General features: G+C 52.8%; 36 protein-coding genes. 32 read left to right on the forward strand and 4 right to left on the reverse strand.

Annotated features, from left to right (window positions below; genetic code table 11):
* Positions 1-7: 7 nt before the first annotated feature.
* From ABEA08_RS12945 to ABEA08_RS13100, 32 genes are all read left to right on the forward strand, one after another.
* On the forward strand, positions 8-532 hold the full coding sequence (locus ABEA08_RS12945; protein WP_345335749.1) for a polysaccharide biosynthesis/export family protein: 525 nt from the start codon (positions 8-10) through the stop codon (positions 530-532).
* A gap of 24 nt (positions 533-556) precedes the next feature.
* On the forward strand, positions 557-2788 hold the full coding sequence (locus tag ABEA08_RS12950) for a GumC family protein (protein WP_345335750.1): 2232 nt from the start codon (positions 557-559) through the stop codon (positions 2786-2788).
* Positions 2789-3082: 294 nt separating this feature from the next.
* Complete coding sequence (gene rpsJ, locus ABEA08_RS12955; protein WP_014290685.1) at positions 3083-3394, forward strand: 30S ribosomal protein S10; 312 nt, start codon at positions 3083-3085, stop codon at positions 3392-3394.
* Positions 3395-3423: 29 nt separating this feature from the next.
* Positions 3424-4062, forward strand: coding sequence for a 50S ribosomal protein L3 (gene rplC, locus ABEA08_RS12960; protein ID WP_345335751.1), 639 nt, complete (start codon positions 3424-3426; stop codon positions 4060-4062).
* A gap of 17 nt (positions 4063-4079) precedes the next feature.
* A complete protein-coding gene (gene rplD, locus ABEA08_RS12965; RefSeq protein WP_345335752.1) occupies positions 4080-4685 on the forward strand; it encodes a 50S ribosomal protein L4 in 606 nt (201 codons plus the stop codon).
* Entirely contained in the window at positions 4682-4984 is a 303-nt protein-coding gene (gene rplW, locus ABEA08_RS12970) for a 50S ribosomal protein L23 (RefSeq protein ID WP_345335753.1), read from the forward strand. Before rplD ends, rplW begins: the two co-directional genes overlap by 4 nt.
* An 18-nt stretch (positions 4985-5002) precedes the next feature.
* Positions 5003-5827 (forward strand): 50S ribosomal protein L2, encoded by an 825-nt coding sequence (gene rplB, locus ABEA08_RS12975; protein WP_345335754.1) that lies wholly within the window; start codon positions 5003-5005, stop codon positions 5825-5827.
* Between the two features lie 15 nt (positions 5828-5842).
* Positions 5843-6121: a 30S ribosomal protein S19 gene (gene rpsS / locus ABEA08_RS12980; protein WP_298445050.1), complete on the forward strand. Its 279-nt coding sequence runs from the start codon at positions 5843-5845 to the stop codon at positions 6119-6121.
* Between the two features lie 10 nt (positions 6122-6131).
* The gene (rplV, locus tag ABEA08_RS12985) at positions 6132-6464 is read left to right on the forward strand and encodes a 50S ribosomal protein L22 (RefSeq protein ID WP_345335755.1); all 333 of its coding nucleotides are present in this window, start codon (positions 6132-6134) and stop codon (positions 6462-6464) included.
* 11 nt (positions 6465-6475) lie between these two features.
* Positions 6476-7165, forward strand: coding sequence for a 30S ribosomal protein S3 (rpsC, locus tag ABEA08_RS12990; RefSeq protein ID WP_345335756.1), 690 nt, complete (start codon positions 6476-6478; stop codon positions 7163-7165).
* Positions 7166-7176: 11 nt separating this feature from the next.
* Positions 7177-7590, forward strand: coding sequence for a 50S ribosomal protein L16 (rplP, locus tag ABEA08_RS12995; RefSeq protein ID WP_345335757.1), 414 nt, complete (start codon positions 7177-7179; stop codon positions 7588-7590).
* Positions 7590-7781 carry a 50S ribosomal protein L29 gene (gene rpmC / locus ABEA08_RS13000; protein WP_345335758.1) on the forward strand — a complete coding sequence of 64 codons (192 nt, stop codon included), beginning with the start codon at positions 7590-7592 and terminating at the stop codon, positions 7779-7781. Before rplP ends, rpmC begins: the two co-directional genes overlap by 1 nt.
* Positions 7781-8029: a 30S ribosomal protein S17 gene (gene rpsQ / locus ABEA08_RS13005; protein WP_345335759.1), complete on the forward strand. Its 249-nt coding sequence runs from the start codon at positions 7781-7783 to the stop codon at positions 8027-8029. The genes rpmC and rpsQ overlap by 1 nt, the downstream gene beginning before the upstream one ends.
* Before the next feature lie 167 nt (positions 8030-8196).
* On the forward strand, positions 8197-8565 hold the full coding sequence (gene rplN / locus ABEA08_RS13010; RefSeq protein WP_345335760.1) for a 50S ribosomal protein L14: 369 nt from the start codon (positions 8197-8199) through the stop codon (positions 8563-8565).
* A 10-nt stretch (positions 8566-8575) separates the two neighbouring features.
* Positions 8576-8890, forward strand: coding sequence for a 50S ribosomal protein L24 (gene rplX, locus ABEA08_RS13015; protein ID WP_067665769.1), 315 nt, complete (start codon positions 8576-8578; stop codon positions 8888-8890).
* 12 nt (positions 8891-8902) lie between these two features.
* Entirely contained in the window at positions 8903-9442 is a 540-nt protein-coding gene (rplE, locus tag ABEA08_RS13020) for a 50S ribosomal protein L5 (protein ID WP_345335761.1), read from the forward strand.
* Between the two features lie 11 nt (positions 9443-9453).
* The gene (rpsN, locus tag ABEA08_RS13025; RefSeq protein ID WP_345335762.1) at positions 9454-9759 is read left to right on the forward strand and encodes a 30S ribosomal protein S14; all 306 of its coding nucleotides are present in this window, start codon (positions 9454-9456) and stop codon (positions 9757-9759) included.
* A gap of 20 nt (positions 9760-9779) precedes the next feature.
* Positions 9780-10172 (forward strand): 30S ribosomal protein S8, encoded by a 393-nt coding sequence (gene rpsH, locus ABEA08_RS13030; protein ID WP_345335763.1) that lies wholly within the window; start codon positions 9780-9782, stop codon positions 10170-10172.
* Between the two features lie 11 nt (positions 10173-10183).
* Positions 10184-10717 (forward strand): 50S ribosomal protein L6, encoded by a 534-nt coding sequence (rplF, locus tag ABEA08_RS13035; RefSeq protein ID WP_345335764.1) that lies wholly within the window; start codon positions 10184-10186, stop codon positions 10715-10717.
* Positions 10718-10726: 9 nt separating this feature from the next.
* Complete coding sequence (rplR, locus tag ABEA08_RS13040) at positions 10727-11077, forward strand: 50S ribosomal protein L18 (RefSeq protein WP_345335765.1); 351 nt, start codon at positions 10727-10729, stop codon at positions 11075-11077.
* Between the two features lie 14 nt (positions 11078-11091).
* The gene (gene rpsE / locus ABEA08_RS13045) at positions 11092-11592 is read left to right on the forward strand and encodes a 30S ribosomal protein S5 (protein WP_345335766.1); all 501 of its coding nucleotides are present in this window, start codon (positions 11092-11094) and stop codon (positions 11590-11592) included.
* Between the two features lie 6 nt (positions 11593-11598).
* The gene (gene rpmD, locus ABEA08_RS13050; RefSeq protein WP_028115040.1) at positions 11599-11778 is read left to right on the forward strand and encodes a 50S ribosomal protein L30; all 180 of its coding nucleotides are present in this window, start codon (positions 11599-11601) and stop codon (positions 11776-11778) included.
* Between the two features lie 3 nt (positions 11779-11781).
* Positions 11782-12216 carry a 50S ribosomal protein L15 gene (gene rplO / locus ABEA08_RS13055; protein WP_345335767.1) on the forward strand — a complete coding sequence of 145 codons (435 nt, stop codon included), beginning with the start codon at positions 11782-11784 and terminating at the stop codon, positions 12214-12216.
* A gap of 14 nt (positions 12217-12230) precedes the next feature.
* Positions 12231-13550, forward strand: coding sequence for a preprotein translocase subunit SecY (gene secY, locus ABEA08_RS13060; protein WP_345335768.1), 1320 nt, complete (start codon positions 12231-12233; stop codon positions 13548-13550).
* Between the two features lie 24 nt (positions 13551-13574).
* Positions 13575-13688 (forward strand): 50S ribosomal protein L36, encoded by a 114-nt coding sequence (gene rpmJ, locus ABEA08_RS13065; protein ID WP_073326189.1) that lies wholly within the window; start codon positions 13575-13577, stop codon positions 13686-13688.
* A gap of 135 nt (positions 13689-13823) precedes the next feature.
* Positions 13824-14180: a 30S ribosomal protein S13 gene (gene rpsM, locus ABEA08_RS13070; RefSeq protein WP_345335769.1), complete on the forward strand. Its 357-nt coding sequence runs from the start codon at positions 13824-13826 to the stop codon at positions 14178-14180.
* Between the two features lie 13 nt (positions 14181-14193).
* On the forward strand, positions 14194-14583 hold the full coding sequence (gene rpsK / locus ABEA08_RS13075) for a 30S ribosomal protein S11 (protein ID WP_067665737.1): 390 nt from the start codon (positions 14194-14196) through the stop codon (positions 14581-14583).
* A gap of 24 nt (positions 14584-14607) precedes the next feature.
* Positions 14608-15228, forward strand: a complete 621-nt coding sequence (rpsD, locus tag ABEA08_RS13080; RefSeq protein ID WP_345335770.1) for a 30S ribosomal protein S4 — start codon at positions 14608-14610, stop codon at positions 15226-15228.
* Positions 15229-15252: 24 nt separating this feature from the next.
* Positions 15253-16245: a DNA-directed RNA polymerase subunit alpha gene (locus tag ABEA08_RS13085; RefSeq protein ID WP_345335771.1), complete on the forward strand. Its 993-nt coding sequence runs from the start codon at positions 15253-15255 to the stop codon at positions 16243-16245.
* Positions 16246-16283: 38 nt separating this feature from the next.
* Positions 16284-16676 carry a 50S ribosomal protein L17 gene (gene rplQ, locus ABEA08_RS13090; RefSeq protein WP_345335772.1) on the forward strand — a complete coding sequence of 131 codons (393 nt, stop codon included), beginning with the start codon at positions 16284-16286 and terminating at the stop codon, positions 16674-16676.
* Positions 16677-16768: 92 nt separating this feature from the next.
* Entirely contained in the window at positions 16769-16930 is a 162-nt protein-coding gene (locus tag ABEA08_RS13095; RefSeq protein ID WP_345335773.1) for a hypothetical protein, read from the forward strand.
* A gap of 89 nt (positions 16931-17019) precedes the next feature.
* The gene (locus ABEA08_RS13100; RefSeq protein ID WP_345335774.1) at positions 17020-18684 is read left to right on the forward strand and encodes a GMC oxidoreductase; all 1665 of its coding nucleotides are present in this window, start codon (positions 17020-17022) and stop codon (positions 18682-18684) included.
* A 63-nt stretch (positions 18685-18747) separates the two neighbouring features.
* Here ABEA08_RS13100 and ccmE read toward each other — a convergent pair whose 3' ends face one another.
* The 4 genes from ccmE to ccmB are packed head-to-tail and all read right to left on the reverse strand — an operon-like array spanning position 18748 to position 20870.
* Complete coding sequence (gene ccmE / locus ABEA08_RS13105) at positions 18748-19233, reverse strand: cytochrome c maturation protein CcmE (RefSeq protein ID WP_345335775.1); 486 nt, start codon at positions 19231-19233, stop codon at positions 18748-18750.
* Positions 19230-19442, reverse strand: a complete 213-nt coding sequence (gene ccmD / locus ABEA08_RS13110; protein ID WP_345335776.1) for a heme exporter protein CcmD — start codon at positions 19440-19442, stop codon at positions 19230-19232. The genes ccmE and ccmD overlap by 4 nt, the downstream gene beginning before the upstream one ends.
* Complete coding sequence (locus ABEA08_RS13115; protein ID WP_345335777.1) at positions 19439-20185, reverse strand: heme ABC transporter permease; 747 nt, start codon at positions 20183-20185, stop codon at positions 19439-19441. The genes ccmD and ABEA08_RS13115 overlap by 4 nt, the downstream gene beginning before the upstream one ends.
* A gap of 1 nt (position 20186) precedes the next feature.
* A complete protein-coding gene (gene ccmB / locus ABEA08_RS13120) occupies positions 20187-20870 on the reverse strand; it encodes a heme exporter protein CcmB (protein ID WP_345335778.1) in 684 nt (227 codons plus the stop codon).

Consider the following 20870-nt stretch of genomic DNA (forward strand, 5'->3'; position numbering starts at 1 on the left):
GACAGCAATGCGATTTCTCTGGGTGGCAGTGCTGCTTGCCAGCACCATCGGCGTCTCAACAGCGAGCGATAGTAACTATCAATTAGGGAGCGGAGATCAGATTCGGATACAAGTCTTTGGGGAGCCTGATCTGACCATTGACCAGATCCGACTCGGGGAGTCTGGGGCCATTACCTATCCCTACCTGGGTGCCCTTCAACTAAGTGGGCTGACGTTGAGTCAGGTCGAAAAACTGATCCACCGTGGTTTGAAGGGTGATTATCTGATCAATCCGAGCGTATCGGTTAGCGTGATGGAGTACCGGCCCTTCTTTATCAATGGGGAGGTGCGCCAGCCTGGCGGATACCCCTTTCAGCCTGGTCTGACGGTTCGACAAGCAATCGCCATTGCGGGTGGGTTGACAGAGCGTGCGTCCCGACGGGGTATGAGCCTGACCCGCAATCAGGATTCGCGCGAAACCACGCTCAAGGTTGAGATGGCAACGCCAGTCTTTCCTGGTGACTCGATTTTTATCGAAGACTCCTTTTTTTAAACCCATTGGATAGCGGAGACCCGAATGAGCCGGGAGTTTGAAACCCAAAAAGAACAGATGCTGTCAATGGAGTGGGTAGGATTTAGCGCGCAGTGGGCGGTTTTACGTCGCTACCGTGGATGGATTGTGTTGTTTACCCTGTTGATCGCTGCGATCGGTTTTGCCGTGATCCGACAGATGCCACCGCAATACTATTCCGAAGCCCTGCTGTTGCTGGAGAACCGGCAGTCTAGCGTGGTCTCGATAGAGGAGATCTATGGTCTGGATGCCAGTAGTGATGAATACTTTCAGACGCAATACCAGATCATCCAATCACGTAAGATCGCGGAAGACGTGATAGAGCGTACAGGCCTGCTCTCAGAGCGAGAGTTTATCGCCAGCAGTGGTTGGGGGATTGGTTTATTGCGCAATTGGTTAAGCGCTTATATTCCCTATTTGCGTACCGAGCAGGTGGTCTTAAGTGAAGAGCAAAAAGCGTATCGGCTATTGAAACGTGTACTTGGGCGGTACTACGAACGGCTGACTGTTGTCCCGATCCGCAATACTCAGTTGGTGACTATCCGTTTCTATGCGCAAGATCCTGAGCTGGCGGCACGCGTTGCCAATGCCATCGGTCGCAGTTACATCGAGTCCTATATGGAGGACAAGCTGGTGGCGACGCAGGAGGCAACGGGGTGGATGCGCGGCCGCTTGGAAACTTTGAAGAAAAACCTGAGGAACTCCGAGCTTACGTTGCAGCAGTTTCGTGATGACGCGGGGCTGGTCGATGTCGAGGGATTGCTTACCCTAGAAGGTAAGGAGCTGGAAGGGATCAGTGCTCGTCTGAATGAAGCAAAAGCTCGCCGCAGTGCAGCCCAAACCGTGGCTCGCAGCGTGTCAGGCAATGCGGGTAACTTGAAACAGCTGGCGGGACTTCCGGAGATCAACCGACACCCCAGTGTGCAGCAGCTACGGAGTGCCGAGTCGGCCGCAGAGCAAAAGGTCGCGCAGCTCGCGAATCGCTATGGCCCTAAGCATAAAGCGATGATCGCAGCGAAGGCCGAGTTGTCGGAAGTGCAGAGTTCATTACGGCGCCAGATCCGAGAATTAGTCGATGGGATCCAGCAAGAATACCAAGCCGCGAGCCGAGAGGAGACCAGCATGCTGGCGGAGTTGGAAGCGGCGAAGAAAAACTATCAAGGATTGAGTAAGAATGAAACCGAGTACCGTGAGCTGCTACGGGAGGTGGAAACCAATCGACAGCTATACGACACCTTTCTTACTCGCATAAAAGAAACCGGCGTAGCAGGGGATTTTAATGAAGCGATCGCGCGCTTTACCGATCCTGCCACGCCAGCGCTGACGCCGGCAAAACCTCAGCGTGGCATGTTGTTAGCTGCGGCTGTCCTAGCTGCACTGATGAGCGCCGTGATCGTCGCACTACTCTATGCTCGATGGGCAGACGTGATCAATCGAGCTGACGAGGTGGAGTCACAGCTGAAAGCCAAGCTGCTTGGGATCGTCCCTCAGATGAAGTTCTCCAGCTCTCAGGTGGCAGCCAAGGGTTACTTTGATGAAAAACATCCTGAGTTTGGCGAATCTTGGCGCAGCATTCGTACTACCTTAACGTTGCATGAGGGCATGCAACTGCCTTCGACCTTAGCGATCACCTCGGCCACTCCAGAGGAGGGCAAGACAACCTCTGCTATTAGCTTGGCTTTGGCACTGCAGCAGGTAAAGAAGGTCCTGCTTATCGACTGTGACCTCCGCCGACCCTCTGTTGCCAAGGCATTCAAGATTGCGGAATATGAGCCAGGGCTGACTAATGCGCTGAGTGGGACCCATACCTTAGAGCAGTGTGTGTATGAAGAGCCTGACAGTGGACTGTCGATACTGTCGGCGGGTAATGCACTGTCACAACCATTGGAGGCATTGTCAGGGGACGCCTTTGAAAAGCTGCTAGAAAGGGCTAGAAGTCGTTACGACGTGGTGATCATGGATACGCCGCCGGTGAATGCGGTATCGGATGCACTGGTGGTAGGTCGACATGCCGGGGCGATGGCATTTATTGTGCGAGCTAATTTCACCCGCGTGAAACTGGCACAACGGGCGCTCGATCAGATCCTAGCGAATAAGATCTTAGTGTCCGGCGTGATCCTTAATCGGGCGGCGAAAGAGGCAATGCAAGCGCAATACGGCAAGAGTTACGAAAGTTACTATGGTCATGGCTATCATGGCGCAAATAGGCCTTCCGAAAAACAGGGAACTGCGGCATAATCGTCGACCGACAACGACTAGGTCATTGATAAATGACTTGATGGCTGAGGCATAGGCGAATATTTTCATATCGCCCTTGCACTCGAGCGAAAGTTGCGTATAATTCGTCCGGCTTACGCAAGTGCGTGAGTCTTCATTGTCGATATGACAGTGATGTACGGTGACACGATATGTGTCGCTGACAGCGACTCCGATTGGGAGTCGAATGTAGGTGAATCGTCTCTTCCCCCTTCTATTTAGAAAAGGTGGTGAAGGGATTGGTTTATGTGTTTCTTAGAGTTGGAGCTCTGGTCAATGCAGAACCAAAGAATCCGTATCCGCCTGAAGGCGTTCGATCATCGTCTGATCGATCAGTCTACTGCGGAAATCGTTGAGACTGCTAAGCGTACAGGTGCTCAAGTTCGCGGTCCTATCCCGCTGCCCACCCGTAAAGAGCGCTATACAGTACTGGTTTCTCCTCACGTGAACAAAGATGCACGTGATCAATATGAAATCCGTACTCATAAGCGTCTGGTGGACATTGTTGAGCCTACCGATAAGACTGTCGACGCGCTGATGCGTCTGGATCTGGCTGCAGGCGTAGACGTGCAGATCAGTCTGGGTTAATTCCAGATTCGGAATAGAGGTTTATTATAATGGCTATCGGTCTTGTAGGTCGCAAAGTTGGTATGACTCGCATCTTCACTGAAGACGGCGTTTCTATCCCTGTGACTGTTATCGAAGTAGAACCGAACCGTGTAACTCAGGTTAAAGCACTGGATAGCGACGGCTACCGTGCAGTTCAGGTTACCGTAGGCAGCAAAAAAGCTTCCCACGTAAACAAACCTGAAGCTGGCCACTTTGCTAAGGCAGGCGTTGAAGCCGGTCGTGGCCTGTGGGAGCACCGCCTGGGTGAAGGTGAAGGTGAAGGCATCGAGCTAGGTGCTGAGCTGAAAGTCGACATCTTTGCTGATGTTGCAAAAGTAGACGTTACCGGTCAATCAAAAGGTAAAGGTTTCCAAGGTGCTGTTAAGCGCTGGAACTTCCGTACCCAAGATATGACTCACGGTAACTCCTTGAGCCACCGTGCTCCTGGTTCGATTGGTCAAAACCAATCCCCAGGCAAGGTATTCAAGGGCAAGAAAATGGCTGGCCACATGGGTGCTGAGCGTGTAACGACTCAAAACCTGGATGTGGTACGTGTTGACGCTGAGCGTAACCTTCTGTTGATCAAGGGCGCTGTCCCTGGTGCCAACGGTGGAAACGTGATCGTTAAGCCCGCCGTTAAAGCGTAACGTCTGAGGAGATAGTAATGGAATTGGTAATGAAAGACGCGCAAAGCGCTCTTGAAGTTTCCGAAACTACCTTCGGGCGTGAGTTTAACGAAGCGCTGGTACACCAGGTAGTGGTTGCTTTCGCAGCAAACGCTCGCCAAGGTACCCGTGCTCAGAAAAGCCGCTCTGAAGTTGCTGGCACTGGCAAAAAGCCATGGCGTCAGAAAGGTACTGGCCGCGCGCGCGCCGGTACTGTTAAGAGCCCGATCTGGCGTTCTGGTGGCGTAACTTTCGCTGCTAAGCCGCAAGATCACGGCCAAAAAGTTAACAAGAAGATGTACCGTGCCGCTCTGCGCAGCATTCTGTCTGAGCTGGTACGTCAAGAGCGTCTGATTGTTGTTGAGAACTTCTCTGTTGAAGCGCCGAAGACCAAAGCATTGGCTTCTAAGCTGAAAGAGATGGATCTGGCTGACGTATTGATCGTTACCGGTGAAGTTGATGAGAACCTGTTCTTGGCTTCTCGCAACCTGTACAAGGTTGACGTTCGTGACGTAGACGGTATCGATCCGGTTAGCCTGATCGCCTTCGACAAAGTCCTGATGACCGCTGACGCAGTTAAGCAGATTGAGGAGAAGCTGGCATGATCCGTGAAGAACGTTTGCTGAAAGTGCTGCTGGCTCCACACATCTCTGAAAAGAGCACTATGGTAGCCGAGCTGAACAACACTATGGTGTTCAAAGTTGCCATCGACGCGACCAAAGCGGAAGTTAAAGCCGCTGTTGAGAAGCTGTTCGAAGTGCAGGTCACTGGCGTACGCACCAGCGTGGTTAAGGGCAAGGTTAAGCGTCACGGCGCTCGTTTCGGTCGCCGTAGCGACTGGAAAAAAGCCTACGTAACCCTGGCCGAAGGCGCTGATATCGACTTTGTCGGCGGCGCTGAGTAAGCAGTAGGAGTTTAGATAATGGCTATTGTTAAGTGTAAGCCTACCTCTGCCGGTCGTCGTCACGTCACTAAGATCGTGAACAACGACCTGCACAAAGGTAAGCCTCACGCTGCCTTGCTGGACAAGAAGTCCAAGTCAGGTGGTCGTAACAACGCTGGTCGCATCACCACTCGCCACATTGGCGGTGGTCATAAGCAGCACTACCGTATCGTTGACTTCAAGCGCAACAAAGACGGTGTACCAGCGAAAGTTGAGCGTCTGGAATACGATCCGAACCGCAGCGCGAACATCGCTCTGGTTCTGTATGCAGACGGTGAGCGTCGCTACATTCTGGCCCCTAAAGGCCTGAAAGCTGGTGATGCAATCATGTCCGGTGCGGAAGCTGACATCAAGGCAGGTAACGCCCTGCCGATGCGCAACATCCCAGTAGGTTCTACCGTTCATAACGTAGAATTGAAGCCTGGTAAAGGCGGTCAGCTGGCTCGTTCCGCAGGTGCTTACGTACAAATCGTTGCCCGTGATGGTGCATATGTAACTCTGCGTCTTCGCTCCGGCGAAATGCGCAAGGTTCTGGCCGATGGCCGTGCCACCTTGGGTGAAGTAGGTAATGCTGAGCACATGTTGCGTCAGCTGGGTAAAGCTGGTGCTAACCGCTGGCGTGGTATCCGTCCGACCGTTCGTGGTGTAGCCATGAACCCGGTGGATCACCCACACGGTGGTGGTGAGGGTAAAACTTCTGGTGGTCGTCACCCGGTATCCCCGTGGGGCGTTCCGACCAAAGGTAAGAAAACCCGCAGCAACAAGCGTACCGATAAGTACATCTTGCGTCGTCGTACCAAGTAACATAGAGGATTCACCATGCCACGTTCTCTCAAGAAAGGTCCATTTATCGACCTGCACTTGCTGAAGAAGGTAGAGAAAGCGGTGGAAAACGGAGACAAAAAGCCTGTTAAGACTTGGTCCCGTCGTTCGATGATCATTCCTGATATGATTGGTCTCACCATCGCTGTCCATAATGGTCGCCAGCACGTTCCAGTATTCGTTACTGAAGACATGATTGGCCACAAACTGGGCGAATTCGCGCCGACTCGCACTTACCGTGGCCATGCTGCGGATAAGAAAGCGAAGAAACGCTAAGGGGTAGAAGATGGAAGTTTTAGCTAAACACCGTTTTGCCCGCACTTCTCCTCAGAAGGCTCGTCTGGTAGCGGATCAGATCCGTGGTCTGCCAGTTGATCGTGCTCTGGACATCTTGACCTTCAGCTCCAAGAAAGCTGGTGCTCTGGTTAAGAAAGTTCTGGAGTCTGCTATCGCAAACGCGGAGCACAACGAAGGTCTGGACATCGACAACCTGAAGGTTGCCAAGATCTTTGTTGACGAAGGTCCGACCATGAAGCGCATCATGCCGCGTGCCAAAGGCCGTGCTGACCGCATCCTGAAGCGCTCTAGCCACATCACTGTGGTTGTGGCCGATAAGTAAGGGGAGCTGCAATGGGACAGAAAGTACATCCTAATGGTATCCGCCTTGGTATTACCAAGCCTTGGTCTTCGACCTGGTACGCGGAGAAAAAAGACTACGCTGACAACCTGTTCAGCGATCACGAAGTGCGTCAGTTCCTGAAAAAGGAACTGAAAAACGCTTCTCTATCCCGCATTACCATTGAGCGTCCTGCGAAGAGCATCCGTGTGACTATTCACACTGCTCGTCCAGGCGTTGTAATTGGTAAGAAGGGTGAAGATGTTGAAAAGCTGCGCAAGAAAGTAGCTAAGCTGACTGGTGTTCCAGCTCAGATCAACATCTCTGAAGTACGCAAGCCGGAACTGGACTCTCAACTGGTTGGCGATTCTATCGCTTCCCAGCTGGAGCGTCGCGTTATGTTCCGTCGCGCTATGAAGCGCGCGGTTCAGAACGCCATGCGTTTGGGTGCCAAGGGCATCAAAATCGAAGTTTCTGGTCGTCTGGGTGGCGCTGAGATCGCACGTACCGAATGGTACCGTGAAGGTCGCGTGCCACTGCACACTTTGCGCGCGGACATCGACTACGCGACTTCTGAAGCTCACACCACTTATGGTGTTATCGGTATTAAAGTTTGGATCTTCAAAGGTGAAGTTCTGGGCGGCATGCCGGTAGTTGAAGAGCAGCCGAAGCAGCAGCCGAAGCGCAAAGGTCGTGGTAAGTAAGGGGAACCGAGATGCTGCAACCTAAACGTATGAAGTTCCGTAAGATGCACAAAGGCCGTAACCGTGGTGTAGCCACCACTGGTGACAAGGTATCCTTTGGCTCTTTCGGTCTGAAAGCGACCACTCGTGGTCGTATGACTGCGCGTCAAATCGAAGCTGCACGTCGTGCCATGACTCGTGCGATTAAGCGTCAAGGCAAAATCTGGATCCGTGTGTTCCCAGATAAGCCAATCACTGCTAAGCCGCTTGAAGTGCGTCAAGGTAAAGGTAAAGGTAACGTTGAGTACTGGGTAGCACAGATCCAACCGGGTCGTGTCCTGTACGAAATGGAAGGTGTGTCCGAAGAGCTGGCTCGTGAAGCTTTCTCTCTGGCTGCCGCCAAGCTGCCTGTACAGACCACCTTTGTAACTCGTAAGGTGATGTGATGAAAGCACAAGATCTGCGTGAAAAAAGCGTTGAAGAACTGAATGCCGAGCTGATTAATCTGCTTCGCGAACAGTTCAACCTGCGTATGCAGAACGCAACTGGTCAGCTGAAAGCGACTCACGAAATGAAGAAGGTACGCCGCAACATTGCGCGTGTTAAAACCGTTCTTACTCAGAAGGCAGGTGCGTAATGACTGATAAAATTCGTACTCTTCAGGGTCGTGTTATCAGCGACAAGATGGACAAGTCCATCACCGTAGCCATCGAGCGCAAAGTAAAGCACCCGATCTACGGTAAGTTCATGAAGCGTACAACAAAGTTGCACGCCCATGACGAAACCAACCAGTGTGGCATTGGCGATCTCGTTGAGATCCGCGAGTGTCGTCCACTGTCTAAGACCAAGTCTTGGACTCTGGTTAACGTAGTAGAAAAAGCCTAATTTAGTTAGGGTTTTCAACTACGATTAAGAGTAACCGGCTCGGGCTTGCCCGGGCCGGTTATTTTTTATCTTCCCTTTTTGGAAAAGGGTGGGTTATAATTGCGCGCCTTTTTGAGGCAGCCAACTCGCCCGTAAGGGCATTTGAAGTAAAATAGCGGAGCACTGAAATGATCCAAATGCAATCTGTGCTGGACGTTGCCGATAACTCCGGCGCACGTAGCGTGCAGTGTATTAAGGTCTTGGGTGGCTCCCACCGTCGTTACGCCGGCATCGGCGACATCATTAAGGTTTCTGTAAAGGAATCTATTCCTCGCGGTAAAGCGAAGAAAGGTGATGTATTTAACGCGGTGGTAGTGCGCACCAAGAAGGGCGTACGTCGTCCTGACGGTTCTGTCATTCGCTTCGACCGTAACGCTGCGGTCTTGCTGAACGCAAGCAACCAGCCGATCGGCACTCGTATCTTTGGCCCTGTGACTCGCGAACTGCGTACTGAGCAGTTTATGAAGATCGTGTCCCTGGCGCCTGAAGTACTGTAAGGAGCGAACCATGGCAGCAAAAATCCGTCGCAATGACGAAGTAATCGTACTGGCAGGTAAAGACAAGGGTAAACGCGGTAAGGTTTCCCAAGTTCTGACTACTGGTAAGGTTATCGTCGAAGGCGTTAACCTGGTGAAGAAACACCAGAAGCCGAACCCCCAGCTGGGAGTTCAAGGTGGCATCGTTGAGAAAGAAGCCCCAATCCACGCCTCTAACGTGGCACTGTTCAACCCTGCTACTGGCAAGGCTGACCGTGTGGGTTTCCGGATTGAAGACGGCAAAAAAGTCCGTTTCTTCAAGTCCAACGACGAAATTGTTAAGTAATTGGAGTTTACGATGGCGAAACTGCATGATTACTACAAAGAAGCTGTAGTAAAAGAACTGATGAAACAGTTCGGCTACACCAGCATCATGCAAGTCCCTCGGATTGACAAGATCACCCTAAACATGGGTGTCGGTGAAGCCGTAGCGGACAAAAAGGTGCTGGAACATGCCGTAGCTGATATGGCAGCTGTTTCCGGTCAGAAGCCCCTGATCACTAAAGCTCGCAAATCTGTTGCTGGCTTTAAGATCCGTGAAGGTTACCCGATTGGTTGTAAAGTAACCCTGCGCGGCGAGCGTATGTGGGAGTTCTTCGAGCGTCTGGTATCTATCGCGGTTCCTCGTATCCGTGATTTCCGTGGCCTGAACCCGAAAGCGTTCGATGGCCGTGGTAACTATTCCATGGGCGTTCGTGAGCAAATCATCTTCCCGGAAATCGATTACGACAAGATCGATAAGATTCGCGGTATGGATATCACCATTACCACTTCTGCGAATACCGACGAAGAAGGTCGTGCTCTGCTGGCTGCCTTCAACTTCCCGTTCCGCAAGTAAGGTGTAGGGTTATGGCTAAACAATCCATGAAGGCTCGCGATGTAAAGCGCGCCAAGCTGGTAGCAAAGTACGCTGAAAAGCGTGCCGCGCTGAAGGCTATCATCAAGGACGTCAACGCCTCTGAAGAAGAGCGTTGGGCTGCGGTCTTGAAACTGCAACAACTTCCGCGTGATTCCAGTGCATCTCGCCAGCGTAACCGCTGTGCAATCACTGGTCGCCCGCACGGCTTCCTGCGCAAGTTCGGCCTGAGCCGTATCAAGCTGCGTGAAGCCACTATGCGCGGTGAAGTTCCTGGCCTGAAAAAGGCCTCTTGGTAAGCATTCGGGAGTAAGCGAATATGAGCATGCAAGATCCGATCGCGGATATGCTGACGCGCATCCGCAACGGCCAAGCAGCTAACAAAGTTGCAGTGACCATGCCGTCCTCTAAGCTGAAAGTGGCTATTGCTAACGTTCTGAAAGCAGAAGGTTACATTGCCGATTTGGCCGTCTCCGGTGACGTTAAACCGACTCTGGAAGTGACTCTGAAGTACTTCCAAGGTAAGCCGGTGGTTGAATCCATCGAGCGTGCCAGCCGCCCAGGCCTGCGCATCTATAAGAAAAAAGATGAGCTGCCACGTGTAATGGGTGGTCTGGGTATTGCTATCGTATCCACCTCTAAAGGTGTGATGACTGACCGTGCCGCCCGTTCTCAGGGTATGGGCGGTGAGATCATCTGCTACGTAGCGTAAGGAGTAATACTATGTCTCGAGTAGCTAAAGCTCCTGTCGCTATCCCTGCCGGTGTAGAGGTAACTCTGAACGGCCAGGAGATCACCGTTAAAGGTGGTAAGGGTACTCTGACCCGTGAAATTCACGGTGCAGTAGTTGTTGCCAAAGAAGAGAGTAATGTGACCTTTGGTCCACGCGAAGGCGCAGCCAACGCATGGGCTCAAGCTGGTACTGCTCGCGCTCTGGTAAACAACATGGTTGTAGGTGTTACTGAAGGCTTCACCAAGAAGCTGCAGTTGAACGGTGTTGGTTACCGTGCAAATGTTAAAGGTAACTCTGTCAATCTGACTCTGGGCTTCTCCCACCCGGTAGAATACGTTCTGCCTGAAGGTGTGAAGGCCGAGTGCCCGAGCCAAACTGAAATCGTCCTCACTGGCGCAGACAAGCAGTCTGTTGGTCAGGCGGCCGCGAACATCCGCGCATACCGTAAACCTGAGCCGTACAAAGGCAAGGGTGTACGTTACGCTGATGAAAACGTGCGTCGTAAAGAGGCCAAGAAGAAGTAAGGTAATACGATGGACAAGAATGCAGCTCGTCTGCGTCGCGCTCTGCGCGCACGCAAGAAAATTCAGGAAATGGGCGCGACTCGTCTGGTCGTGTTCCGTACTCCGCGCCACATCTACGCCCAGGTTATCACTGCCGACGCTAACGTAGTGGTTGCTGCCTCTACCGTTGAGAAGGCAATTGCTGAGCAGTTGAAAGGCACCGGTAACATCGACGCCGCTAAGGCCGTTGGTAAAGCGGTTGCTGAGCGCGCTCTGGAAAAAGGCATTAAGTCTTTGGCCTTCGATCGCAGTGGCTTTAAGTATCACGGTCGCGTAGCAGCTCTGGCTGACGCAGCTCGTGACGCTGGCCTCCAGTTCTAAGTTGGGAGTGGATCATGGCGAATCATGAGAATCAAGCCGGTGACCTGCAAGAGAAATTGATTGCAGTAAACCGTGTTTCTAAAGTAGTTAAAGGTGGTCGCATCTTTAGCTTTACCGCACTGACTGTAGTTGGTGACGGTAACGGCCGCATCGGTTTTGGTTACGGCAAAGCCCGTGAAGTACCAGCCGCCATCCAAAAAGCGATGGAAAAAGCGCGTCGTAACATGCAAACCGTTACTCTGAACAACGGCACTCTGCACCACCCTGTAAAGGGTCGCCATTCTGGCTCCAAGGTGTACATGCAGCCTGCGTCTGAAGGTACCGGTATTATTGCTGGTGGTGCTATGCGTGCTGTGCTGGAAGTAGCCGGCGTACACAACGTTTTGTGTAAAGCATACGGTTCTACCAACCCGATCAACGTAGTTCGTTCTACCGTAGACGCTCTGACTGCTATCAAGTCGCCTGAGCAAATCGCTGCAAAGCGTGGTCTGCGTGCTGACGAAATCCGGGGGTAATCTGACATGGCTAAAACTATTAAGGTTACTCAAACCAAGAGCGCTATCGGTCGTCTGCCGAAGCACCGCGCTACTCTGGTAGGTCTGGGTCTGCGTAAGATCGGCCACACCGTTGAGCTGGAAGATACCCCTTCCGTTCGCGGCATGGTAAACAAGGTTTACTACATGGTTAAGGTGGAGGACTAAGATATGCGTTTGAATACTTTGTCTCCAGCTCCGGGTGCCAAGACTGCCGCTAAGCGTGTAGGTCGTGGTATCGGTTCTGGCCTGGGTAAAACCGGTGGCCGTGGCCACAAAGGTCAGAAGTCCCGCTCCGGCGGCGGCGTTCGTCCAGGCTTCGAAGGCGGTCAGATGCCTTTGAAACAGCGTCTGCCAAAATTTGGTTTCACTTCTCGTAAAGCACTGGTTTCTACCGAAATCCGTCTGCACGAAGTGGCTAAAGTTGAAGGTGACGTAGTTAATTTGGCTACCTTGAAAGACGCAGGCATCATTTCTGCAAACATTCAGTTTGCGAAAGTTGTCCTTTCGGGTAAGATCGAGCGCCCAGTAACCATCTCAGGTCTGAAAGTGACCAAGGGTGCTCGTGAAGCCATTGAGGCTGCGGGCGGCAAAATCGAAGAGTAACGGGAAAGTACGCAATGGCTAAGCCAGGACTTGAATTAAAAAGTGCGAAAGGGGGCCTTTCGGAGTTGAAAGCGCGCCTATTGTTTGTTCTCGGAGCCATTGTGGTGTTCCGAGCGGGTTCTTTCGTACCAATTCCTGGTATTGACGCCGCAGTGCTTGCCGAGCTGTTCAAACAGCAGCAAGGTACCATCGTAGAAATGTTTAACATGTTCTCCGGTGGTGCCTTGGAACGTGCCTCCGTCTTTGCCCTAGGGATTATGCCGTACATTTCGGCATCGATTATCATGCAGTTGCTGACAGTCGTACATCCCACTTTGGCAGAGTGGAAAAAAGAGGGTGAAACTGGTCGTCGTAAGATTAACCAGTGGACTCGCTATGGCACTTTAGGGCTGGCCTTCTTCCAATCCATTGGTATTGCTACGGGTCTCCCGAGCATGATCCCAGGGTTGGTAGTGAATCCAGGCTTCGGTTTCTACTTTGTAGCTATCGTAAGCTTGGTGACCGGCACTATGTTCCTAATGTGGCTGGGTGAACAGATCACTGAGCGCGGTATTGGTAACGGCATCTCTATCCTGATCTTTACAGGTATTGTTGCTGGTCTGCCATCCGCGATTGGTCAAACGGCAGAGCAAGCGCGTCAAGGTGAGTTGCACTTACTCTTGTTACTCGGTTTGGTGGCGATTGTTGGTCTGATCACTGCATTCGTGGTATTTATGGAGCGCGGTCAACGCCGCATTGTGGTAAACTACGCCAAGCGTCAGCAAGGTCGTAAAGTGTTTGCTGCACAAAGCACCCATTTACCATTGAAAGTGAACATGGCTGGCGTTATCCCGCCGATCTTCGCATCCAGTATTATCCTGTTTCCAGGAACGCTGGCCCAGTGGTTCGATAAGAGCCAAGGTGGTATCCTGTCAGATATTTCTCTGGCATTGTCCCCAGGGCAGCCGCTGTATGTGATGATTTATGCTGTGGCGATTGTTTTCTTCTGTTTCTTCTATACTGCGTTGGTGTTTAACCCGCGTGAAACAGCAGACAATCTTAAGAAGAGTGGCGCATTCATCCCCGGGATTCGTCCGGGCGAGCAAACTGCCCGCTACATTGATAAAGTGATGACCCGTCTGACTCTGGTCGGCGCGGCTTATATCACTTTCATCTGTCTGGTTCCTGAGTTTATGATGCTCACTACCAATGTGCCGTTCTACTTCGGTGGAACCTCGCTATTGATTATGGTAGTGGTTATCATGGACTTTATGGCCCAGGTTCAGACTCATCTGATGTCTTCTCAGTATGATTCTGTCCTGAAAAAGGCCAACCTTAAAGGCTATGGCCGCTAAGGGCGCCATTCACGGAGTATCAAAATGAAAGTTCGTGCATCAGTTAAGGCTATGTGCCGCAACTGTAAGGTGATTAAACGTAACGGCGTTGTTCGTGTTATCTGCTCTGAGCCGAAGCACAAGCAGCGTCAGGGTTAATCGATTCGTCGATTAAACCCACCGAGTGCACAGGGCTGACCTAAGGGTCAGCCCCTGTGTTGTTGCAAATTGGTTTGCTGTTGAGTATCCTACCGGGCTTTTCCCAGTAAACCACCGGAATTGAGGAGTGCTATAGTGGCCCGTATCGCTGGCATTAACATTCCCGAGCATAAACATGCGGTAGTTGCTCTGACCGCCATTTTCGGCATCGGCCAAACTCGCGCTAAAGAAATTTGCGTGAACTCTGGCATTGCTGAAGATGTGAAATTCAAAGACCTCGACGAGTCCACCATCGATAAGGTGCGTGACGCCGTCGCTCAGTTCACTGTAGAAGGTGACCTGCGTCGTGAAGTTTCAATGAACATCAAGCGTCTGATGGATCTGGGTTGCTTCCGTGGCTTGCGCCACCGTCGTAACTTGCCAGTTCGTGGTCAGCGTACCAAGACTAACGCGCGCACCCGTAAAGGTCCGCGTAAGCCGATTAAGAAGTAAGGGGAATTAACCAATGGCTAAAGCTCCTTCTCGTACTCGTAAAAAGGTACGCAAGCAGGTCGCAGACGGGATTGCACACGTTCATGCTTCCTTCAACAACACTATCGTGACTATCACTGACCGTCAGGGCAACGCTCTGGCATGGGCCACCGCTGGTGGTTCTGGTTTCCGTGGTTCTCGTAAGTCTACTCCGTTCGCTGCACAGGTTGCTGCCGAGCGTTGCGCCGAAGTCGCAAAAGAGTACGGCCTGAAGAACCTGGAAGTCGAAGTGAAAGGTCCGGGTCCGGGTCGTGAATCTTCCATTCGTGCGTTGAATGCTGCGGGTTTCCGCATCACCAACATCACTGATGTGACTCCGATCCCGCACAACGGTTGTCGCCCGCCTAAAAAGCGTCGCGTATAACCCTAGGTAAGTTGGAGAAAGAACATGGCAAGATATTTGGGTCCTAAGCTCAAACTGAGCCGTCGCGAAGGTACAGATCTGTTCCTGAAAAGCGGCGTTCGAGCGATCGATTCTAAATGTAAAATTGACACCGTACCTGGTCAACACGGCGCTCGTCGCGCTCGTCTGTCCGACTACGGCGTTCAGTTGCGCGAAAAGCAAAAAGTCCGTCGCATCTATGGCGTTCTGGAAAAACAATTCCGGAACTACTATAAAGACGCGGCTCGTATCAAAGGCAACACAGGTGAAAACCTGCTTCAGTTGCTGGAGAGCCGTTTGGACAACGTAGTTTACCGCATGGGTTTTGGTGCCACTCGCGCCGAAGCACGTCAGCTGGTAAGCCACAAGGCCATCAAGGTTAACGGTCGTGTTGTTAACATCCCGTCCTTCCGTGTTTCGCAGGACGACGTTATCGCCGTTCGCGAGAAGTCCCAGAAGCAGGCCCGCATCAAAGGTGCGCTGGAAGTTGCTGGACAACGCGAGAAGCCGACTTGGGTTGAAGTAGACGCAGCTAAGATGGAAGGCACTTTCAAGCGCCTGCCAGAGCGTAGCGATCTGTCTGCTGATATCAACGAACAGCTGATCGTAGAGCTTTACTCTAAGTAAAGCTAACCGTTAAGAGAGGACAAAATGCAGGGTTCTGTTACCGAATTTCTAAAGCCACGACTTGTCGACATTGATCAGGTTAGTGCGAATCGCGCTAAAGTGACTCTCGAGCCACTCGAGCGTGGTTTTGGCCACACTCTGGGCAACGCTCTTCGTCGCATCCTGCTCTCTTCCATGCCGGGCTGTGCCGTCACCGAAGTTGAAATCGACGGTGTTCTGCACGAGTACAGCAGCAAAGAGGGCGTTCAAGAAGACGTTCTCGAGATCTTGCTGAACCTGAAAGGTTTGGCGGTCAAGCTGGAAGGCAAAGATGAGGCAACTCTGACTCTGAACAAGTCCGGTGCGGGCCCTGTCACTGCAGCAGATATCACCCATGATGGTGACGTGGAGATCGTTAATCCCGATCACCTGATCTGCACTCTGACTGGCTCCGATGCCGACATCAACATGCGCATTAAAGTAGAACTGGGTCGTGGTTACATGCCTGCTTCTGCTCGTGCACAAGTTGAAGATGATGAGCGCCCAATTGGCCGTCTGTTGGTTGATTCGTCTTTCAGCCCTGTAGTTCGCATTGCTTACAATGTTGAAGCTGCGCGTGTTGAACAGCGTACCGACCTGGACAAGCTGATCATCGACATGCACACCGATGGCACTCTGGACCCAGAAGAAGCTATCCGTCGCTCTGCCACTATTTTGGCCGAGCAGTTGGAAGCCTTCGTGGACCTGCGTGATGTCAGTGAGCCAGAAGAGAAAGAAGAGAAGCCGGAATTCGATCCGATTCTGCTGCGTCCTGTCGACGATCTGGAACTTACTGTTCGTTCGGCTAACTGTCTTAAAGCTGAAGCCATTCACTATATTGGTGATCTGGTTCAGCGTACCGAAGTTGAGTTGTTGAAGACTCCTAACTTGGGTAAGAAGTCTCTGACTGAGATTAAAGACGTATTGGCTAGTCGTGGTCTGTCTCTGGGCATGCGCCTTGAGAACTGGCCACCGGCCTCCCTAGTCGACAACATGTAACCAGATCTGTTTGAGATTTAGGTTAGAAGGATAAGGTCATGCGCCATCGCAAGAGCGGTCGTCAACTTAACCGTAACAGCAGCCATCGCCAAGCTATGTTCCGTAACATGGCTGGTTCTCTGGTTCGCCACGAAGTTATCAAGACGACTCTGCCTAAGGCCAAAGAACTGCGCCGTGTAGTTGAGCCACTGATTACTCTGGCTAAAACTGACAGCGTAGCGAACCGCCGCCTGGCATTCGCACGTACTCGCGATAAAGAGATCGTGGGTAAGCTGTTTAACGAACTGGGTCCACGTTACCAGGAGCGTCCGGGTGGTTACACTCGCATCCTGAAATGTGGCTTCCGTACTGGTGACAACGCGCCGATGGCTTTCATCGAGCTGGTTGGTCGTCCAGAGGGTGAAGAAGTTGCTGAAGCTACGGCTGAGTAATTGATTCACTTAGAAAAGGGCTCCCTTCGGGGGGCCTTTTTTGTGCCTGTCATTTACCCGAATGATGTGTTTGACGGCAGTCTGGCGAAATGGTGCGGTCGATTACTGTTCTTCGCTTGGCGTGTAATGTGACCTTCCTGACCTTCCTGACCTTCCTGACCTTCCTGACCTTCCTGACCTTCCTGACCTTTCTGACCTTCCTGACCTTCCTGACCCTCCTGACCTTCCTGACCTTCCTGGCATTCCTAGCTTAGGGTTAAGGTGTATCTTTCCAAAAGTCCCCAAACGTAGTGTGTTTGATTGACTACGCTTGCCTGTACCCTGAAGCTCATTTGAGTGTGTTATGCACTGTACCTTAGCGAAAGCGATGCCTTTGGAGCAGGAGTTCGATCTTTGCATCATTGGCTCTGGGCCAGCAGGATTGGCCTTGGCTCACCAGTTTTTGTCGGATGAGATCCGGATCTGCTTGATTGAATCAGGGCGATTTACGCCAAACAAAAGCGCGCAGCGACTCAATAAGGGCGAGAACCGCGGGATCTATTACGATCTGGAGGAATCCCGTTGCCGCGCGATAGGCGGAACGCTGCATATGTGGCAAGGCACCGTTGCCCCATTAGATCCCATCGATTTCGAGAAGCGAGAGTGGATCCCTAACAGTGGCTGGCCTATCGATGCTGAGACGATGAGGCCCTGGTACCAGGAGGCTGCGAGCCTACTGGGGATCTCGGCCCACCAGAGCTGGTTTGATGGCTTGCCTGAGCAGATGATGCAAGAGATCCGTCGCTTCGGGATCCCACCAGCAACGTTCTCCCCTAAGCCCTTTATTAGCTTGAAGATGCAGGTTGAACCTCTGTGTCAGCAGCTCTATCGTCCGGTACTGTCGTCGTCACGGTTGCTGTGCCTGAGCGAGGCGACGGCTACGGAGTTGATTGAGTCTGAGCAAGGGGGACGGATCGAGGCTGCAGCTGTCAGCAGCCTGTGTGGCCGCCATCGTGCGACATTGCGAGCCAAGCGTTTTGTGGTGTGTGCGGGAGGGCTGGAAACGCCGCGATTATTATTGAACTCTCGGTGTCGCTCCGCCCGAGGGGTGGGCAATGAGTATGATGTCGTGGGGCGGTATTTCATGGATCATCCGCGTTTGCGCAGCTCGGTGATCGTTACGCCTAACAGCAATCGTGCAGGCGTATTGCGCCAGATCTCTCTCGGCCGCTATGGCGCCAAATCGGGCTTTACCCTGGCCCCTGCGCTGCAGCAAGCTCAGCGGATCGCCAATCACAATCTGTTCATCGGTGCGGCATCGTTTGATGTTGAGCGACTCGCTCTGAAGGCGTTGCGTTGGCTCAGGCCGCGCCGATCTGCCCTCGTTCAGCCGGTCATGGCAAAGGCCATGCCGGATACGCTGACAGTGGCGACAACGGATGTCGAACAACGCTCGCGAACCGCTGGCAATGGCACCCAAAGTGGCAGTCGCAACCGTGCGGTGCGGATCCTGCGAAGAGTCTGGCGTGCTACGCCGGTGCGTTTACGAGTGGGAATCGAGGATCTGATCTCGAAGCAGCGTTTTGAACGGATGACGTTCATTACCAAGATCGAGCAGCACCCCAACCCGGAAAGCCGCATCACCTTGAGTGATGAAACCGATCCGCTTGGGGTTCCGCTTCTGCGTATGGCCTGGCAGTTAACGGCCGAGGACCATGAAAACATCGAGCGCTTTCATGCGCTTATTTCTGAGCAGTTCGCTGAGGCTGGCTTCGACACCTCAGATCTGACCTTTAAGGGGCCGGACGGCGAGTATTTTTTCCAAGATTCCTCTCATCCGATGGGCGCGACTAGGATGGCCGACGATCCCCGATCTGGCGTGGTGGATGCCAACTTAAAGGTGTTCTCGCAATCCAATCTGTATCTGTGCAGCAGTTCGGTATTCCCGACCGGTGGTAATGCCAATGCGACACTGACGATCTTGGCGTTGGCGATACGATTGGGGCAGTTTCTGCGGAGTCACCCTTAACCTCACTGACAGCGAGCACAAAAAAACCTCCCAGTTGGGAGGTTTTTAGCGAGCTGCTTGGGATCAGTAGCCGCCGCCGGTTTGAGCGTCGTCGTATTGCATCGGCTCATGGGTTTGGCCCATGGCTTCGGCGATCTCTGGCGACATGTAGTTCTCGTCGTGCTTGGCCAAGACCTCGCTGGCTTCCAGAACGGTCGGCTCGATCAAGGTACCCTGAGCGACGATCCCCTGACCTTCACGGAACAGATCTGGCAGCATGCCGTCATACAGCACGGTGATGGCCGGACCGGTATCGGCGACTTGGAAAGCGATCTTGAGGCTGGTTGGATCACGCTCAACGGTGCCTTCAACGACCATGCCACCGACTCGGATCCGCTGGCCCACTTCTGGCATCAGGCCGGAGTCTTCACGGCCTTCAACAACCTCGGTTGGCGTAAAGAACAGATCCAGGTTGGAGTTCAGTGCAAACAGCAGCAAGGTAGCAATAGCAGCGACACCCCCCACCAAGGCGGATGCGAATAGCAGGCGCTTTTTGCGACGTGGGTTCATTGAGTTTGACTCCTATGTTGGCGTAGTCGGCTCTCGCGAGCTTGTTTTTTGGCGATGTCAGCAAGCACCGCTTTGCGCTTGCGCACTGAGTTGTAGGTCAAGGCGGCAAAGGCGATAGCGGCGCTGCCGTAGGATAACCACACATAGAAAGCGTAGCCACCCATATCAATAAATTCGCTTAAAGAGGCAAATTGAAAGGTTAAATTCATGCTTTAGTCTCCTCAGCAACCATGGCGCGGACCCAAGGGCGCATGCTGTTACGGGCCAGTACTTCCGCCCGAAAACGCAAGATGCTCAATGCGGCGATCATCATGGCGAAGCCAAAGATATTCAACAACAGTGGGATCAACATCTCCGGCGGCATGCTATTGCTTTTACCTACGGTAATGGCATTGGGCTGGTGCAGGGTGTTCCACCACTCAACGGAATACTTGATGATCGGCAGGTTGATCACGCCGACAACCGCCAGGATCCCGGCGGCCTTTGCGGCCATGACCTTGTCTTCAAACGAGGCATAGAGCGCGATAACGCCCAAGTAAAGAAACAGCAGCACCAACTCTGAGGTCAGGCGCGCGTCCCATACCCACCAAGCACCCCACATGGGCTTACCCCAGGCGGCACCGGTGATCAAAGCGATCACGGTCAGCACGGCTCCGATAGGTGCAATGGCGGCTGCGGCGATATCAGCCAGTTTGATCTGCCAAACCAAGCCAATAAAGGCACAGATCGCCATGGCCATGTAGGCCGACATCGACATGGATGCGGAAGGCACGTGCAGGAAGATGATCCGGTAGGAGTGACCTTGCTGGTAATCCGTCGGAGCAAATCCCAGGCCCCAGATAGTGCCGATGGAGATCAAGGCGATAGCCAAGACGGCAAACCAGGGAAACAGGCTGCCGGCTAAGTGATAGGCCCGTTCAGGTTGGGCATAAGGGTGTAACCATTTCCACATATCAGTTTGTACTCACTCGTAATGATGCGCTGATCGCAACCGGTGCAAGCACCAGTGACCCGATCAACAATGCGGCCAGAATAGCAAGATGTCCACCAAAGGGCATGTTCATTGAGGCTGCGTCGATTGCGCTGGTGGCGAAGATCAGTACCGGAATATACAGCGGTAGGATCAGTAGACTCAATAGAACGCCGCCTTTTGGCAGGCCAACGGTCAGAGCGACGCCGATGGCGCCGATCAGGGAGAGGATCGGGGTGCCGATCGCCAAGGTCGCCATCAAGGCGCCGTAGCTGTTTTCATCCAGATGCAGTAATACGGCCAGTAGTGGCGCGATAAAGATCAGGGGCAAGCCGGTGACCAGCCAGTGGGCTAGGACCTTCGCCAGCACCATCAGCGACAGCGGTTGAGGGCTGAGCATCATCTGTTCGAGCGAGCCGTCGTTGTAATCAGACTTGAACAGGCGTTCAAGTGACAGCATAGCGGAGAGCAGCGCAGCCACCCAGATGATCCCGGGGGCGATCCGGGTCAAGGTGTTGGGCTCTGGGCCGATCCCCAATGGGAACAGGGTGACCACCATGACGAAGAACATTAGCGGGTTAAAGATATCGCCCCGGTGGCGAAATGCGATCTGAAGATCGCGGCGCAGGACGCTGGAAAAAGCCTGATAATAGCTGATCTGACGCAT

Origin of the sequence: Ferrimonas pelagia, assembly GCF_039543565.1 — a bacterium.
Lineage (GTDB): Bacteria > Pseudomonadota > Gammaproteobacteria > Enterobacterales > Shewanellaceae > Ferrimonas > Ferrimonas pelagia.

What these genes read in the sequence shown, in the direction of transcription:
- ABEA08_RS12945 (WP_345335749.1), top strand. Translation starts at nt 8, where the DNA reads ATGCGATTTCTCTGGGTGGCAGTGCTGCTTGCCAGCACCATCGGCGTC.
- ABEA08_RS12950 (WP_345335750.1), top strand. Translation starts at nt 557, where the DNA reads ATGAGCCGGGAGTTTGAAACCCAAAAAGAACAGATGCTGTCAATGGAG.
- rpsJ (WP_014290685.1), top strand. Translation starts at nt 3,083, where the DNA reads ATGCAGAACCAAAGAATCCGTATCCGCCTGAAGGCGTTCGATCATCGT.
- rplC (WP_345335751.1), top strand. Translation starts at nt 3,424, where the DNA reads ATGGCTATCGGTCTTGTAGGTCGCAAAGTTGGTATGACTCGCATCTTC.
- rplD (WP_345335752.1), top strand. Translation starts at nt 4,080, where the DNA reads ATGGAATTGGTAATGAAAGACGCGCAAAGCGCTCTTGAAGTTTCCGAA.
- rplW (WP_345335753.1), top strand. Translation starts at nt 4,682, where the DNA reads ATGATCCGTGAAGAACGTTTGCTGAAAGTGCTGCTGGCTCCACACATC.
- rplB (WP_345335754.1), top strand. Translation starts at nt 5,003, where the DNA reads ATGGCTATTGTTAAGTGTAAGCCTACCTCTGCCGGTCGTCGTCACGTC.
- rpsS (WP_298445050.1), top strand. Translation starts at nt 5,843, where the DNA reads ATGCCACGTTCTCTCAAGAAAGGTCCATTTATCGACCTGCACTTGCTG.
- rplV (WP_345335755.1), top strand. Translation starts at nt 6,132, where the DNA reads ATGGAAGTTTTAGCTAAACACCGTTTTGCCCGCACTTCTCCTCAGAAG.
- rpsC (WP_345335756.1), top strand. Translation starts at nt 6,476, where the DNA reads ATGGGACAGAAAGTACATCCTAATGGTATCCGCCTTGGTATTACCAAG.
- rplP (WP_345335757.1), top strand. Translation starts at nt 7,177, where the DNA reads ATGCTGCAACCTAAACGTATGAAGTTCCGTAAGATGCACAAAGGCCGT.
- rpmC (WP_345335758.1), top strand. Translation starts at nt 7,590, where the DNA reads ATGAAAGCACAAGATCTGCGTGAAAAAAGCGTTGAAGAACTGAATGCC.
- rpsQ (WP_345335759.1), top strand. Translation starts at nt 7,781, where the DNA reads ATGACTGATAAAATTCGTACTCTTCAGGGTCGTGTTATCAGCGACAAG.
- rplN (WP_345335760.1), top strand. Translation starts at nt 8,197, where the DNA reads ATGATCCAAATGCAATCTGTGCTGGACGTTGCCGATAACTCCGGCGCA.
- rplX (WP_067665769.1), top strand. Translation starts at nt 8,576, where the DNA reads ATGGCAGCAAAAATCCGTCGCAATGACGAAGTAATCGTACTGGCAGGT.
- rplE (WP_345335761.1), top strand. Translation starts at nt 8,903, where the DNA reads ATGGCGAAACTGCATGATTACTACAAAGAAGCTGTAGTAAAAGAACTG.
- rpsN (WP_345335762.1), top strand. Translation starts at nt 9,454, where the DNA reads ATGGCTAAACAATCCATGAAGGCTCGCGATGTAAAGCGCGCCAAGCTG.
- rpsH (WP_345335763.1), top strand. Translation starts at nt 9,780, where the DNA reads ATGAGCATGCAAGATCCGATCGCGGATATGCTGACGCGCATCCGCAAC.
- rplF (WP_345335764.1), top strand. Translation starts at nt 10,184, where the DNA reads ATGTCTCGAGTAGCTAAAGCTCCTGTCGCTATCCCTGCCGGTGTAGAG.
- rplR (WP_345335765.1), top strand. Translation starts at nt 10,727, where the DNA reads ATGGACAAGAATGCAGCTCGTCTGCGTCGCGCTCTGCGCGCACGCAAG.
- rpsE (WP_345335766.1), top strand. Translation starts at nt 11,092, where the DNA reads ATGGCGAATCATGAGAATCAAGCCGGTGACCTGCAAGAGAAATTGATT.
- rpmD (WP_028115040.1), top strand. Translation starts at nt 11,599, where the DNA reads ATGGCTAAAACTATTAAGGTTACTCAAACCAAGAGCGCTATCGGTCGT.
- rplO (WP_345335767.1), top strand. Translation starts at nt 11,782, where the DNA reads ATGCGTTTGAATACTTTGTCTCCAGCTCCGGGTGCCAAGACTGCCGCT.
- secY (WP_345335768.1), top strand. Translation starts at nt 12,231, where the DNA reads ATGGCTAAGCCAGGACTTGAATTAAAAAGTGCGAAAGGGGGCCTTTCG.
- rpmJ (WP_073326189.1), top strand. Translation starts at nt 13,575, where the DNA reads ATGAAAGTTCGTGCATCAGTTAAGGCTATGTGCCGCAACTGTAAGGTG.
- rpsK (WP_067665737.1), top strand. Translation starts at nt 14,194, where the DNA reads ATGGCTAAAGCTCCTTCTCGTACTCGTAAAAAGGTACGCAAGCAGGTC.
- rpsD (WP_345335770.1), top strand. Translation starts at nt 14,608, where the DNA reads ATGGCAAGATATTTGGGTCCTAAGCTCAAACTGAGCCGTCGCGAAGGT.
- ABEA08_RS13085 (WP_345335771.1), top strand. Translation starts at nt 15,253, where the DNA reads ATGCAGGGTTCTGTTACCGAATTTCTAAAGCCACGACTTGTCGACATT.
- rplQ (WP_345335772.1), top strand. Translation starts at nt 16,284, where the DNA reads ATGCGCCATCGCAAGAGCGGTCGTCAACTTAACCGTAACAGCAGCCAT.
- ABEA08_RS13100 (WP_345335774.1), top strand. Translation starts at nt 17,020, where the DNA reads ATGCACTGTACCTTAGCGAAAGCGATGCCTTTGGAGCAGGAGTTCGAT.
- ccmE (WP_345335775.1), bottom strand. Translation starts at nt 19,233, where the DNA reads ATGAACCCACGTCGCAAAAAGCGCCTGCTATTCGCATCCGCCTTGGTG.
- ccmD (WP_345335776.1), bottom strand. Translation starts at nt 19,442, where the DNA reads ATGAATTTAACCTTTCAATTTGCCTCTTTAAGCGAATTTATTGATATG.
- ABEA08_RS13115 (WP_345335777.1), bottom strand. Translation starts at nt 20,185, where the DNA reads ATGTGGAAATGGTTACACCCTTATGCCCAACCTGAACGGGCCTATCAC.
- ccmB (WP_345335778.1), bottom strand. Translation starts at nt 20,870, where the DNA reads ATGCGTCAGATCAGCTATTATCAGGCTTTTTCCAGCGTCCTGCGCCGC.